Annotated in this window: 13 protein-coding genes; 2 read left to right on the forward strand and 11 right to left on the reverse strand. The window is 38.7% G+C overall.

Annotated features, from left to right (window positions below):
* Window positions 1-39 precede the first annotated feature (39 nt).
* A complete protein-coding gene (locus ACEYX7_RS00555; RefSeq protein ID WP_374802825.1) occupies window positions 40-1,323 on the forward strand; it encodes a lytic murein transglycosylase in 1,284 nt (427 codons plus the stop codon).
* A 148-nt stretch (window positions 1,324-1,471) separates the two neighbouring features.
* Here ACEYX7_RS00555 and serA read toward each other — a convergent pair whose 3' ends face one another.
* Window positions 1,472-2,704, reverse strand: coding sequence for a phosphoglycerate dehydrogenase (gene serA, locus ACEYX7_RS00560; RefSeq protein ID WP_374900083.1), 1,233 nt, complete (start codon window positions 2,702-2,704; stop codon window positions 1,472-1,474).
* A 643-nt stretch (window positions 2,705-3,347) separates the two neighbouring features.
* Between serA and ACEYX7_RS00565 the strand changes: the two genes are divergently transcribed.
* Window positions 3,348-4,757 (forward strand): FAD-binding oxidoreductase, encoded by a 1,410-nt coding sequence (locus ACEYX7_RS00565; protein ID WP_374900090.1) that lies wholly within the window; start codon window positions 3,348-3,350, stop codon window positions 4,755-4,757.
* A 74-nt stretch (window positions 4,758-4,831) separates the two neighbouring features.
* Here the strand turns inward: ACEYX7_RS00565 and ACEYX7_RS00570 are convergent, their stop codons facing one another.
* The 10 genes from ACEYX7_RS00570 to ACEYX7_RS00615 all read right to left on the reverse strand — a co-directional run bounded on the left by ACEYX7_RS00570 (window position 4,832) and on the right by ACEYX7_RS00615 (window position 14,603).
* On the reverse strand, window positions 4,832-5,455 hold the full coding sequence (locus tag ACEYX7_RS00570; RefSeq protein ID WP_374806557.1) for a TetR/AcrR family transcriptional regulator: 624 nt from the start codon (window positions 5,453-5,455) through the stop codon (window positions 4,832-4,834).
* Window positions 5,456-5,600: 145 nt separating this feature from the next.
* Window positions 5,601-6,365: a sulfite exporter TauE/SafE family protein gene (locus ACEYX7_RS00575; protein ID WP_374802833.1), complete on the reverse strand. Its 765-nt coding sequence runs from the start codon at window positions 6,363-6,365 to the stop codon at window positions 5,601-5,603.
* A 28-nt stretch (window positions 6,366-6,393) separates the two neighbouring features.
* Entirely contained in the window at window positions 6,394-7,314 is a 921-nt protein-coding gene (truB, locus tag ACEYX7_RS00580; RefSeq protein WP_374802835.1) for a tRNA pseudouridine(55) synthase TruB, read from the reverse strand.
* 135 nt (window positions 7,315-7,449) lie between these two features.
* A complete protein-coding gene (gene rplS / locus ACEYX7_RS00585; protein ID WP_374802837.1) occupies window positions 7,450-7,824 on the reverse strand; it encodes a 50S ribosomal protein L19 in 375 nt (124 codons plus the stop codon).
* A gap of 370 nt (window positions 7,825-8,194) precedes the next feature.
* Window positions 8,195-8,959: a tRNA (guanosine(37)-N1)-methyltransferase TrmD gene (gene trmD, locus ACEYX7_RS00590; protein ID WP_374802839.1), complete on the reverse strand. Its 765-nt coding sequence runs from the start codon at window positions 8,957-8,959 to the stop codon at window positions 8,195-8,197.
* An 87-nt stretch (window positions 8,960-9,046) separates the two neighbouring features.
* The gene (gene rimM / locus ACEYX7_RS00595) at window positions 9,047-9,601 is read right to left on the reverse strand and encodes a ribosome maturation factor RimM (RefSeq protein ID WP_374806558.1); all 555 of its coding nucleotides are present in this window, start codon (window positions 9,599-9,601) and stop codon (window positions 9,047-9,049) included.
* A 21-nt stretch (window positions 9,602-9,622) separates the two neighbouring features.
* On the reverse strand, window positions 9,623-9,877 hold the full coding sequence (gene rpsP, locus ACEYX7_RS00600; protein ID WP_374802843.1) for a 30S ribosomal protein S16: 255 nt from the start codon (window positions 9,875-9,877) through the stop codon (window positions 9,623-9,625).
* Between the two features lie 422 nt (window positions 9,878-10,299).
* Window positions 10,300-10,767 (reverse strand): type IV pilin protein, encoded by a 468-nt coding sequence (locus ACEYX7_RS00605; protein ID WP_374900085.1) that lies wholly within the window; start codon window positions 10,765-10,767, stop codon window positions 10,300-10,302.
* Entirely contained in the window at window positions 10,767-11,222 is a 456-nt protein-coding gene (locus ACEYX7_RS00610; RefSeq protein ID WP_374802847.1) for a type IV pilin protein, read from the reverse strand. Before ACEYX7_RS00610 ends, ACEYX7_RS00605 begins: the two co-directional genes overlap by 1 nt.
* Before the next feature lie 12 nt (window positions 11,223-11,234).
* Window positions 11,235-14,603 (reverse strand): pilus assembly protein, encoded by a 3,369-nt coding sequence (locus ACEYX7_RS00615; protein WP_374900087.1) that lies wholly within the window; start codon window positions 14,601-14,603, stop codon window positions 11,235-11,237.
* Window positions 14,604-14,655: the final 52 nt, after the last annotated feature.

Genomic DNA, 14,655 nt, shown 5'->3' on the forward strand with positions numbered 1-14,655 from the left:
TATGATTGAGCATAATTGTAACTAAAACAGGTTTTTTTTGTGAATAAAAAACATCTTCGTCTTGCTTTAGTGCTGGTACCTGCTGCGATTTTGGCAGCTTGCACTGCTCAGCAAGCTACAGCACCAAACGTTGGTGTGGTTGAACACCCAATGCCACAGCCATTACCGCCAATCACTTCAGGTCAAGTACAAACACCATCGACTACACCTGTACAATTTTCTAATTTTGATGAATGGAAACAAAGCTTTATCCAACGTGCGATTGCAACTGGACATTCAGCTAGCCAAGTGCAATTTATGATGGCGAATGCACAATATATCGGTAATGTGGTATCACTCGACCGTCGCCAGCCAGAATTTAGCCAAATGCCATGGAGCTATGCGGATTCTGCAACATCAAGTAGTCGTGTCAGTGGTGGACGCAATGGTTATCAAAACCAACAAGCATTATTGGATCGTTTAGAGAGCCAGTATGGTGTACCTGCATCGATTATTACTGCGATTTGGGGTATGGAATCAGGTTATGGTCATGCTTGGGGCAGTACTGATTTGGTCAGTGCCTTATCGACTTTGGCTTACGACGGTCGTCGCCGTGAATTTGCTGAACAACAATTGATTGCGATGCTGACTTTGGTTGAACGTGGCGATGTCACTTGGGATAATCTCAAAGGCTCGTGGGCAGGCGGTATGGGTCATACCCAATTCATTCCAACCACATGGATTGAACACGGTGTAGATGGCAATAACGATGGACATAAAAACCCATGGAATGTCACCGATGCATTGTCTTCAACCGCAAGTTATTTGGGACGTTCGGGTTGGGTACGCGGTTTACAACCTTATTATGAAGTGCAACTGCCAAATGGTTTTGATTATCGTCAGTCTGCTACCAAAAAGACTTTGGCTGAATGGCAAGCGTTAGGTGTACGTTTTAATCAAGCTACGCCATCTGGCGACACCATTTTAGAATTATGGCTACCTGCTGGATATCAAGGTCCTGCTCTACTGACCAGCCGTAATTTTGAAGTGATTCGTGTTTATAACAACTCATCAAGCTATGCTCTAGGTGTAAGTATGCTTGGTCGTGCTATTATTGGTGCACCAACTTTACAAGCTTCATGGCCACGTCAAGAGCAGGGGCTATCGTCTAGTCAAGCAATGTTATTACAACAACGTTTGACTGCATTAGGCTTTGATACCAAAGGTGCTGATGGTGTGATTGGGAACAATACACGTGCCGCATTCCAACGTTGGCAAGCCGCGAATGGTCAAATTGCTGATGGTTTTATTAGCCAAAACAGTGCGCGTAGTTTGTTATATTGATTTAAAAATCATCGTCTAATTTTTTTTAAATGAATGAAAATTGCCTTTATCTGTGTTATGTTTAGATAAAGGTTTTTTTTGAGTAAAAATTAAAAAACGACCCACTTTACAGTAAGTCGTTTTTCGTAATGATATAGAAATCAAATTATTAGAACAATAGACGCACGCGTATCGTACCTTCGACTTGATTTAACATATCTAATGCTTCATTTGACGCAGATGCATCAACATCCATCACCAAATAACCCACATCGCCTTTAGTCATCAAACTCTGACCAGAAATGTTGATATTTTGTTCAGCAAATAATGTGTTGATTTTTGACAATACACCTGGAATATTCTTGTGGATATGCAATAGACGATGTTTGCCTTCGGTCAATGGTAATGCGATTTCTGGGAAATTCACCGCAGACAAAGTCATACCTTTATCTGAATATGCAACAAATTTTTCAGCCACTTCCAAACCAATATTGGCTTGAGCTTCCATCGTCGAGCCACCCACGTGTGGTGTCAAAATTACGTTATTTAGACCACGCAAAGGCGAGATAAATTCTTCGCCATTGGCTTTTGGCTCTTTTGGAAATACATCGACCGCTGCACCAGCCAAGTGACCTGATTTTAATGCTTCTGCCAAATCGTCAATCACTACACAAGTGCCACGTGCTGCATTCAAGAATATTGAGCCTTTTTTCATTTTAGCGAATTGGGCTTTGGTAAAGAAATTGCGAGTAGATGGTACATCTGGTACATGCAAAGTTACTACGTCTGCTTGCTCAAGCAATTCATCCAAGCTACCGACTTGACGTGCATTACCCAATGGTAATTTGGTCACGGCATCAAAGTAGATTACTTTCATGCCCATGCCTTCAGCCAATACAGATAACTGTGAGCCAATTGAACCATAGCCGATAATACCAAGTGTTTTACCACGTGTTTCGAATGAGCCTACAGCTGATTTATCCCAACCACCTTCATGACAAGCTGTTGATTTTTCAGGAATACGACGTAATAGCAAAATGCTTTCTGCCAACACCAATTCTGCAACAGAACGCGTATTTGAATACGGTGCGTTAAATACTGGAATACCACGTGTCATCGCTACATCTAAATCGACTTGGTTCGTCCCAATACAGAAACAACCCACCGCAATCAGTTTATTTGCTTCAGCAAAAATCTCTTCTGTTAATTGCGTACGTGAACGAATACCAATGAAATGAGCATCTTTTACTGCTTGCTTGAGTGCATCGCCTTCTAATGCAGTTTTATGATATTCAATGTTGCTATAACCCGCAGCATTCAAGGTATCAATGGCATTTTGATGCACACCTTCTAACAATAAAAAGCGGATCTTGTCCTTTGGAAGTGATAAATTTTGGCTCATGATGCTATCCTATACAATGTATTTCAACATACAATAAAACATGACAGCCATCATAACATAAAATGCAATCTCATTTTGAATAAATTACTAAAATAGAATGAGTAAATGGACGTTATATAAAACACTTTTATGATTATTTCCGATAATATTTAGTGCGTATTGACATGATAAAGACAAGAACTGCAACGACTCAAAAATTTTAATATTAACCTAATCTATGCAATACAAAAAAAGCCCCCTAAACCGAGGAAGTCTAGGGGGTTAGAGAAAAGCATTGGCAAGCTATAATCTCTAATTTGCAAACAATAGTGTTCGTTGCATCTCATCAATTCTTCACGATAAAGTGATAAATTAAATTTTATCAGCAGTATCTAAACTGATAGAAAGATGTTATCCGTAGGGTTAATCTAACACAATTTGTATTTTTTGCTGTCTTAAATCTGCAAGCGAATGCTATCAAGTTGTTAAATTTGTTAAACTTTAGTAAAAATTTTTCTTTTTAGTACATATACTGCAACATAAGATATGCTAATATAAATCACACCATTTGCTACATTGAATCAAACATAAATCGTAGCAACCACAAATGGTACAGCATTATTTTATTCCCTCCTACGACATCAAACCTGCTCTGAGAGATGCTATGACTAGCGTACAAGCCACACTGAATGATGAAATCTTAACTCAACTTCGCCAAATTGTTGGCAATGACCGTGTAAAAACCGACAGCGATAGCCTACAGCACTGGGGCAAAGACTATACTAAACATTTTGAGCCAAATCCAAGTGTAATCGTTTTCCCATCTAGCACCGAACAAGTGCAAGCCATTGTACAATTGGCAAATCAACATCATATCGTGATTACGCCATCAGGTGGTCGTACAGGTTTATCTGCTGGTGCAGTAGCGAGCCAAGGTGAAATCGTGGTGAGCATGGATAAGATGAATCAAATCTTAGATTTTTATCCAGCCGATCGTATGGTACGTGTGCAAGCAGGTGTAATTACTGAGCAATTACAGAACTATGCTACAGAACAAGGCTTGTACTATCCAGTTGATTTTGCATCAGCAGGCTCTAGTCAAATTGGTGGCAATATTGGTACTAATGCAGGTGGGATCAAAGTCATCAAATATGGCATGACACGCAACTGGGTACTTGGCTTGACTGTCGTTACAGGCAAAGGCGATATTTTACATCTCAATAAAGGCATGATTAAAAATGCTACGGGTTATGCCCTACAGCATTTATTTATCGGTGGTGAAGGTACATTAGGCTTAATCACTGAAGCCGAAATCAAACTAGACCGTCAGCCAAAAGATTTGCAAGTCATGGTACTTGGTGTGCCAAATTTTGAAGCGGTGATGCCGATTTTACATGCGTTCCAAAATCAAATCGATTTAACTGCATTTGAATTCTTTGATGCGGTCGCCATGCAAAAAGTTTTGGATCATGGTCATGTACAACGTCCATTTGCCACAGATTGTCCATTATACGTTTTGCTTGAATTTGAAGCACCGTATGAGCCAATCATGGACAATGCCATAGCATTATTTGAGCATTGTATGGAACAAGGTTGGGTTTTAGATGGGGTGCTCAGCCAAAGCTTGGAACAAGTACAAAATCTATGGCGTTTGCGTGAAGATATTTCCGAATCGATTGTGCCGTATATTCCATACAAAAATGATATTTCGGTACTGATTACGCATGTGCCTGCATTTATTGCCGATATTGAAAAAATCGTTGCGGATAATTATCCTGATTTTGAAATTTGTTGGTTTGGACATATTGGCGATGGTAATTTACATTTAAATATTTTAAAGCCTGCTGATTTAAGCAAAGATGACTTTTTTGCCAAATGTCAAATCGTCAATAAATATGTGTTTGATACGGTGAAACAATACAATGGTTCAATCTCAGCCGAACACGGCGTAGGCATGACCAAAAAGCCATATTTAGATTATACCCGTACGCCAACTGAAATCGAATATATGAAAGCTTTAAAAGCGGTATTTGATCCAAATGGGATTATGAATAAAGGCAAATTGTTTGATTAATTTGATTTTTAAAATCAATTAAAGTAAAAGGACGTATCATACGTCCTTTTATTATTTTCTAAATCAAAAACCTTTTATTCTTCCGCCCAAAACTCTTCCATATCAATGGTTTGTTTTGGAAAAGCCAAAGCCTGATTAATATATAAATTAATTAATTTTTTGCGTGAGCCAATCGAGCGTTGGTAATAACTGGAATTCAGTAATAAACATGCCCCAAAAGTAATCGACCAAACATAAGATGAATAGTCACGGATGGAGATTTCAAAATTCATCGCATTGGCGTGTTTTTCTACCATTTCACGAATATCTGCCAAACGCTGTTGGCGTATACGATACAATTCATCAAATGCCAAACTTGACTGCGACACAGTCATAGTGAGCTGTTCTTCAATATGATGAAGCGTAATGGTTTTTTTGGGGTCTAATAAATGATACAACATATAACGCGGAATATATTGTTTTAAATCATCACCATACTGTTTAGAAATATCCAAAACTTGATATTCATTATCAATCACCAGTCGCATTAATAATTCATTTTTACTCGAAAAATGCTTATATAACGTACCTTTTGCTAAGTTCAGCTCTTTGGCAATTTCATCTAGGGTAAAATTTTGATTATCTAATAATAGATTTTCTGCAACGGCAATAATCTGTTGCTCACGTTCTTTATAAAGCTCTTGACGCTGATGCTTCATGAGATAGTCCACTCATTACAAATGATTACCGATTGATTATCGACAATGCGGTGTCTTAAAAATGCTATTTTTAACACGTTATGGCAAATTTTGCAATTCAGTTTAAAAATAGTTTTTATAAAAATCATTGATAAGGCATTGATATTTAGCTAAAAGTTTGCCAAGTCAAACGCCCAATCAACACCAATAATAATAGTAAAAACAACTTACGGATAAATGCTGTGCCATATTTAAATGCCATTCGCACGCCCACGATTGAGCCGCAAATGTTCGCCACCGCCATACATAGGCCCAATTGGAAAATGATATGTCCTGCTGGGATAAAAAAGCTTAATGCTGCGATATTGGTCATCAAATTAGCGACTTTTGCCAGTGCCGAGGCATGTAAAAAATCGAACTGTAAATAACGAATAAAAAAGAAAATAAAAAAACTACCCGTGCCTGGTCCAAATATTCCATCATAAAAACCAATCGCCGATGCACCAACAATTGCCAACAACATCGTTTTTTTTGACCAGATAAAATCTTGCTGTGCCAAGCCAAACTGCTTTTGTTTAAAGGTATAGATTACAATTAAAATCAATAGTAGCAGCACGATTGGACGCAAAATATGTTGTGGGATTAAGCTAACACTATGTGCTCCAAAATAAGAAAAAATGCCTGCACTCATCGCAACGCAAGCAATCAAACGATAATCGAATTTTACCCGACGGATATAATTTAATGTCGCCGATGCTGTACCAAATACCGATGCCAATTTATTCGTCCCAAATAATGTCGCAACAGGTGTATTGGGATAAAAATTCAATAATGCAGGCGTCTGAATCAAACCACCCCCACCGACAGCAGCATCAATGAGACCTGCCGTAAAAGCAAAAGCGATCAAATAAACAAGCGGAAAAAGTTCCATTTTTTACCTATATTTCAAGACAGTATGATTATTCTGGCAAATTTAAAATCCGTTTTGGAATCAGTCGTCCATGCTCATTCACACTTGCCAAACCCAATAAGCGTGCCCCTGAAAATACCAATACATCTTCAGTTTCAAGATAATCAATACTGCTTTCTTGCCCATTACAGAAATATTTGATGCGTTCATCAGCCAATTGATATTGTGGAAAATCTTGCACAGGACTATGTACAGGCAATAATAATTGCTCACGTTCAGCCATCGTCAAGCTTTCTAAATATTCAATGGTATAAGTTGGATTGAGCAATAAATGCCCCGTTTGCAGACGGTGTAGCATGGTCAAATGACCGCAAGTGCCTAAAGCTTTGGCAATATCTTCGCCCAAGACACGGATATATGTGCCTTTAGAACAGGTAATATCTAAGGTAATAGATTGCTCATCGAACGAAAGTAAATCAATTTTTTCAATCAAAATATCACGACTTTCTCGTTCTATTTCAATACCTTGTCTTGCCAATTCGTATAACGGTCGTCCGTCTCTTTTTAGTGCCGAATACATCGGTGGGATTTGTTTTTGTTCACTGTGAAAATCTTGCAAGACTTGTAAAACTTTTTCTTCTGTCAATGCTGGAATCGGCTGTTGTAAAATCACTTCACCTTCCACATCACCCGTACTGGTCTGACTCCCCAATTGAATAGTAGTCTGATAGCGTTTGGTTGCATCTAATAAATAATGTGAAAATTTAGTCGCTTCACCTAGACAAATCGGCAGCAACCCAGTCGCCAAAGGATCTAAAGCACCCGTATGCCCTGCTTTATCCGCATTAAATAAATAGCGTACTTTTTGCAAAGCTTGATTTGAGCTAATAGACAACGGTTTATTGAGTAAAAATACCCCATGAATGGCACGGCGATTAGATTTTTTTTGTGGTGAACGGCGATTTGACATAATAAAAAATCATTGCAAAATAGCTCATTATTATAATCGAAAGTATTACTTTTTAAATGTCTTTTCAGAAATAAAAAATGCACCCCGAAAGGTGCATCTTTTGCAAAAGATAATTTATCGTACGATGACCATAAATTAAGCTTGAGCTTTACGTGCAGGTAACTTTTCACGGATACGTGCAGATTTACCAGAACGCTCACGAAGATAGTAAAGTTTCGCACGACGTACATCACCACGACGTTTCACTTCAATTTTCGCAACGATTGGAGAGTGAGTTTGGAACACACGCTCTACACCGATACCGCTAGAGATTTTACGTACTGTGAAAGCTGAGTTCAAACCACGATTTTTCTTCGCAATTACTACACCTTCAAACGCCTGTAAACGCTCACGGTCGCCTTCTTTTACTTTTACTTGCACAATAACTGTGTCACCCGGTGCAAACGCAGGGATGTCAGATTTTAATTGTGCATTTTCAATATGTTGAACTAAAGGATGCTTGCCACTCATGTGGGTATACTCCAATATGTGTTGCGAATAAAACATCAACAACACTGGGGACAGAGGCTAAAACGCGTATCGACCCGTTTATATTTACTATAAATTGAGTATTTTCAATTTACAGAACCAGTAAAACTCAAAAAGAGTGCGATATTCTAGCAAAATTATCGCCCAGTTTCAAACCATCTATACGATTAATTTGAGTGATTATTTATCTAAAGTGAGTTCCGTTTAAAATAGCATTCTTTTATTTTAATCATATGATTTTTGAAGCGTAGGGTGCGTTTTACGCACCTTTCAGAAAACGACATTAAATTGGTGCGTGGGACGCACCCTACAAATCAATTAATTTTTTAAAATCAAATAATTAAATTTCAACCTATCCTGAACTTACATTATCTAATTCTTTTAACCATTTTTGCTGCTGCTTACTTAGCACAACATGCTGTAATAATTCAGGACGGCGTGCTTGGGTGCGTTGGTAACGCTGTAAAAAACGCCACTTTTCAATATTAGCATGATGTCCAGATTTCAGCACATCAGGCACAGCCAAACCTTCAAACTCGTCAGGCTTGGTATATTGTGGGCAGTCTAACATCCCATCTACAAAAGAATCTTGCTCAGCAGATTGTGCGTCACTCATACTATCAGGCAGACGACGAATTAAACTATCCAACAATACCATGGCAGGCAACTCACCACCTGTTAGCACATAATCACCTATCGAATATTCTGCATCGACATAGCGTTGAATCAGACGCTCATCTACACCTTCATAGCGACCACATAAAATAATCAATCCACCTGTATGTGGCAAACTTTGTTTTAGTTCACAGACAGCCTGTTCGTTAAGCGTTTTACCTTGTGGCGACATATAAATTACAGGCACATCTTGTCCAATTTCTTGCTGTGCCAGTTGCTTGGCGTATTGAATGGCTTTTGACAATGGCTCTGCCATCATCACCATACCTGGTCCACCACCAAAAGGACGTTCATCGACACGGCGATAATTACCTACAGCAAAATCTCTTGGGTTAATACTATGAAATTTAACTAATCCACGTTGTATCGCACGTGCAGTGATGCCATGTTGTGTGATCGCATTAAACATTTCGGGAAATAAACTAATGACTGCACACCACATTTTTGCTCGCCTAAAATGAATAGTAAATAGAAATTTTTGAAAAAAAGAAATTGAATCGTTAAATATTATTATTTTAAGATAGTATGATTAATAGTCCACACCCCAAGCCAAATAAATTTCGCCTTGTTCTAAATCAACTTTTTGTACTACGTCACGATGCCAAGGAATCATACGTTCTTCATCATCGACACTATCCGCTGTTGGGCGTACTACCATCACATCATTGGCACCCGTTTCAAATAATTCATGAATTTTACCCAAAATCACGTTTTCTTCATTTGAATCATGACCGATTACAGTCAGACCTTTTAGGTCATTCCAGTAATATTCGTCGCTTGCAGCTTGTGGCAATTGACTCTTGCTAATCCAAATCTCACTACCAACCAGTTGTTCAGCAACAGTACGGTCAGCAACATCTTTCAATGCAACCACTAGACCTTTACCTTGCGGTTTCCAACGCTTGACACTGACTTGCGTCCAGCCATTTTTGGTTTGGATATACCAAGGCAAATAATCAAAAAGGTTGGTCATGGGATCTGTATTTGAATACACCCAAAACCAACCGTTTAGACCATAAGGCGAACGTAACTGACCGATTTGGATACGATCTTGTGGCAATTCGCCTTCGGTGATGATCTTCATATTAATGATACAAAAATCAAATTATGCTTGAGCAGCTTTAGCTTGTTGCTTAGCGATAGACGCAACACGCTCAGAAGGTTGAGCACCTTGTGCAACCCAGTGTGCAAAACGGTCTGCATCTAAACGAACTTTTTCTGCTTGACCTTGTGCTGTAGGGTTGAAGAAACCAATACGTTCGATGAAACGACCGTCACGCGCATTACGGCTGTCAGTTACAACGATTTGATAAAAAGGACGCTTTTTCGCACCACCGCGCGCTAAACGAATTACTACCATGATAAGAAACCTTATAATTCTTACGGATTATTCATATTATCGACCACCGACAATATTGCAAACCCCTTTCAAAAGAACCAATATTTTACCGGATTTTTAAATAAAATAAAAGCATTAAAAAAATAAAAACAGGGCAATCGCGCTATAGTCTCAAATTAAGACTAATAGGTCTCTCTTAAAACTAAACTGTATATTTTAAAACCGATTTATTTTACAGGAAGCTGTTAGAACAACTCATTTATCTAAACAGCAACCGATAAAAATTTCATTTTGATTAAAATACAGTCTAAATTTGCATTAAGATTTTCCTATTAATTGTATTTTGCTTAGCAGAATTACTCATCTTTTGTAGCGCGATTGCCCTGAAATAAAAAGCATACCGAGGTATGCTTTTTATTGTAGAGCTTACTTAGACTAAGTGATTAACGTCCGTCCCAACCACCTGCCTTATCGAACTCACATTTGTCAGCTTTCTCTTTCCAAAACTTCTTACCATCACTATTCAAGCAAATGATCCCGTTGTCTTTTTGGCTTGTCCCAGCTATTGGTGTCGCGGTAAGTTGCCAAGTTGCAATATTTGCACCATTAGCATTTAACTTTTTTCCATCTTTATCGGTCAGAGCTAGATTATAAAGTGCCGTGCCTGTAGAAGGATAAGTAGCTGGAGCAATATTACTACCCGCACCTAAAGTTGCATCTTTAAACGTCCTGTTTGCAACTTGGTAACGTTGCAACTCTTGTGCAATACGCATCATCTCTGTTTGCATATCTACACGCTTGGTACGTACCTGATAACCCGAATATGCTGGAATAGCAATCGCTGCTAAAATAGCAATGATTGCGACCACCACCATCAATTCCATGAGGGTAAAACCTTGCTGTTTATTCATCAAAAACTCTCCGAGCCTGTATCTTTTGTACCACAGCTTGTCCAAGTAATCACGCTGTAAGATTTGTTTTTGCAACGCTCACCTGCGCTATTTATTAGAAAACTATAGTTTTTTGCATCAGATGCTTCTGCTTTCAACCCCCAACCTAAGCCAGAACCTTCATGCATCTCCACCAAATTATCCTCTGTACTTGAGCTATCAGCTAATAAAAAGTCATAATTGTCTGGTGCAGTACAGCCGGATTTCTCTATATGAAAATCCTTATAACTAAAGTTCCGAGCTTTATAACGATCTAATTCCATGGCTACACAAGATGCATACTGCTGAGCAACAGAAAAGTCTTGTTTGCGCATATAATGCTGATACCCTGGTATGGCGATCGCTGCGAAAATCGCAATGATCGCCACAGTAATCACCAATTCAATCAAAGTAAAACCCCGATGTTTTGTGATCATAATGTTTTACTCCTATTTAGATTCAAACCAGCGTAAATTTTGTACTTTACCACCTAGCTTACTAGATTGACATAATGGATCCATCTTACCTGCTGGAGAAGCACAATTAGTCGCTGTCTGTGGTTGAATACCTGTAACATTTCCTCGATCTAAAGATGTACCACCTCGAGTAGTCCTTACTATACCTGCACCTAGCGTTTGACTACTTATAATAGGACCTCTCTCAGAATTTCCACCACTGAAACCATGCGCTTGTTGATTACATTTACCTGAAGGTAAGCAGAATTGTTGTACATAGCTGTTACCGCGCACACCACCACCGCAATCACCACTAATACCCGCACCATCTTTATCATAAAGATTTACAAACAATAGATTCAAGGAAGCATATGGCTCGCCAGTCGATTTATAACGACCAGCACTGCCAGTTTGTAAATATTTCCAACCACGATTGTAGCCGGTGTTTGTTTTCTGTGGTACACCATTGGCAAAATCGGCTAATGCTAAGTTTGTTGAAGATAGTGTCGTTGCAATAAAATCACTCGCAAATAAATTATTCTTTGCAATGTCATTATCATAGTATATAAATACCCCATCTTGGGCAGTTGGATTATTCACAAGCTGTCCTGTACTAGTAATATAGGTACCTGCAGAAAATGGAGAACTCATATCACCGGACGAGAACGCAACTACACCAAAGCGTTTCTCATCACCGCCATTGACCGCTAATTCAGAATGTGGAGAAAAACTTGGCATTTCATAGAAACGTGGGCTAGTACCATCCGCTTTATTTTCATTAAATAAGCGTACTACACGTTTACCAAAGCTTGATGTACTCGTTGCTGTATTATCTAAATCCACACGGAATGCCTGACCACCCAAATCACCAAAGTATAAGTTATCAATCAAACCATCACCATCACGATCAATGGTGTTGATACGACTGACTACACTGTATTGTATATCTGGAGCACTGGTAAATTGTACGCCTGCAGACGATGTTCCTGCATTTTGTGCAGAAGTCCACCATAATAAATCTCCCGTATTAGCATCAAACATATATACACCTGCACCCTGCTTATTAGTTTGTTTATAGTTTGATGTTTCATAACCCTTACCATCAGTACCGCCTGTAGCGTCATAACCACCACCAACAAACATAACTAATTTTTTCAACGGCTTACCATTAATCTCACCCCAATTAACGTAACCTAAAGTCGGTTTAGACCAACTTTGCCCCATATTCGCAAGCTCTGCGACGTTTTTGGAAGTAGTACCATTATAAATTTTACTGTTTGCAGGATCTATTTGAAATTTTAGTTTAGGATTACTTATATCGGAAAGATCTAGAGCATAATAGCTTTTCCCCCCCATACGCAAGCCACCATAAGCCCACTGTAAACCTTTGATTGCTAAACCTCCTGTAGCATTGCTATCTTCAGTTCGGCCTGAATCACCTACCGTTAAACTACTAGAGCCATCACCATTCGTTTTTTCAACATACTGAGTATAAACTGTCCAAGGTGCATCAACACCATAAAACAAATTATTTCTACCTGCATTACCTGTCAATTCTTCACTCAAGAATGCTTTAGGATTTCGCTCCATCATTTCATTTGGTAAAAATGCAAATTTTTCCTCACCCGTTTCATTATTAATCACATGCAACATGCCATCAGTACTGCCAAATAACATATAGTCATCACGACCAGTTACCGTGGTACCATTTGTTGGCGCAAATGTTACTGATTGAGTTAATAAAATTGGGGAAGAATGCATCGTTGCCGCTAGCTGACGCATAGTTCCCTGTTTATTTAGATCGGCGCGTGTTATTGTTGCATTTTCTGGAACCTTATAGCCCAAAACATTTAACCAATAATTCTTTTTAGGATCATTAGAAAACGTTGCTGTAGCACCTGTTCCATACAATGAATCCAATGAGACTTCTTTTAACGTGGCTGTATTTTGTGCAACAAAAGTATTCTGTTGACTAACAATACTACGGTTGGTCAGTAGCTTACGTGCAAATTGATTAGTACCTGTTAGCATTCTCAATGGAATCTTATCTTTAACACCAATTTGACTACCTGCCGACCACATACCATGAACATCTGGATTTATTTTACCATTATTATCAATCAAACTTAAACCATTATTGCCGACTAAACCACGATTTTGAATACGATATTTATCCACATTACCTATCCACAGTTGTTGAACTGCATCAGGTTTTGGTGTAAAGCTTGCGTAGTAAGCATACGGTAAATAGTTCTGAGGATTAGTTGAGTCAATAGGTACTGTAGGCGCACCAGTTAATATAGTTGGTATATTAACACCAGCACCGTCAACCACTGCAAGAATACTATTTACAACATCATCACTATTTTTTGCATAGAAGAAACCGCCTTCACCATATCCGCCTACATTTGACAAACTAGCATTCGTCTTTTCACCCCAGTTACATGCATTACGAATATCTACGTTTTGAATCGCAGCACAGTTATAATAGGTTCTGTCCTTACCGTTCTCATCAGGAAGTACATGTTTATTACGCTCAGCCTCCTCAAAATCTGTACCAAATCCTACTACTGCTGTCTTAATAGATACACCTTTAGGATTTTGGTCTGAAATTCTCAATCGTTTAGCAAACTCACCCACCTGTAGCATACCACCATTAGAACCATTATCTAATAGACCAGTGTATGAGGTTGTTAATGGAAAGGTTGAACTCATACTACCCAAAGCTTGACGCATTACATGTTGCGGGAAAGGCGAATTATTGGGTGCACCATCTGTAAGAAAGTAAATTGCTTGACCACTACATTCTTTTTGTCCAGTTGTAGGAAGTGGGCTAATATAATTACTACCATTTTTTGAAACCGACGTAGAATTTGAAAAACCACTATAGCTAGAATAACGACTATCGGTCATCGTAGTATTGGTACCTAGCATATAAGCACCGACTTCAGCATAAGCATTGGCTGAAGGGGTCTGACCACTTGCATCCAATTTATCTGCCACATAAGTCTTGATGTCCAAGCGTTGTGCTGCAGTGAGTGGTTTTGCTGGAATGTCAATTTTGCCTGTAGAGTTATTCCTAGCACCAGGACCTGCAATAAAGTGACCAATGCCTATCAATACACTATCATCCAATGCAGTACTATTCATCACAGTGAATATGGCTTCTTTAAGTCGTGTAATACGGTCATAATGCATTACGCCATTTATCAAACACCCACGACGAGTCCATTCGATACCACTAGAATCTATAGCTTTATTTGATGCATTATATGAACTACCATCTTGACTATAAGGCATGTATGCACCGCCAAACCCAGGTACAGTATCACAATACATCATACTACCTGACGTATCCAACATCATCATTACCGTTTTTTGTGTTTTATCTGGTAGTTTATAAATTTCTATGTCA

Source organism: Hubeiibacter jixunmingi (genome assembly GCF_041928215.1).
Classification (GTDB): domain Bacteria; phylum Pseudomonadota; class Gammaproteobacteria; order Pseudomonadales; family Moraxellaceae; genus Acinetobacter.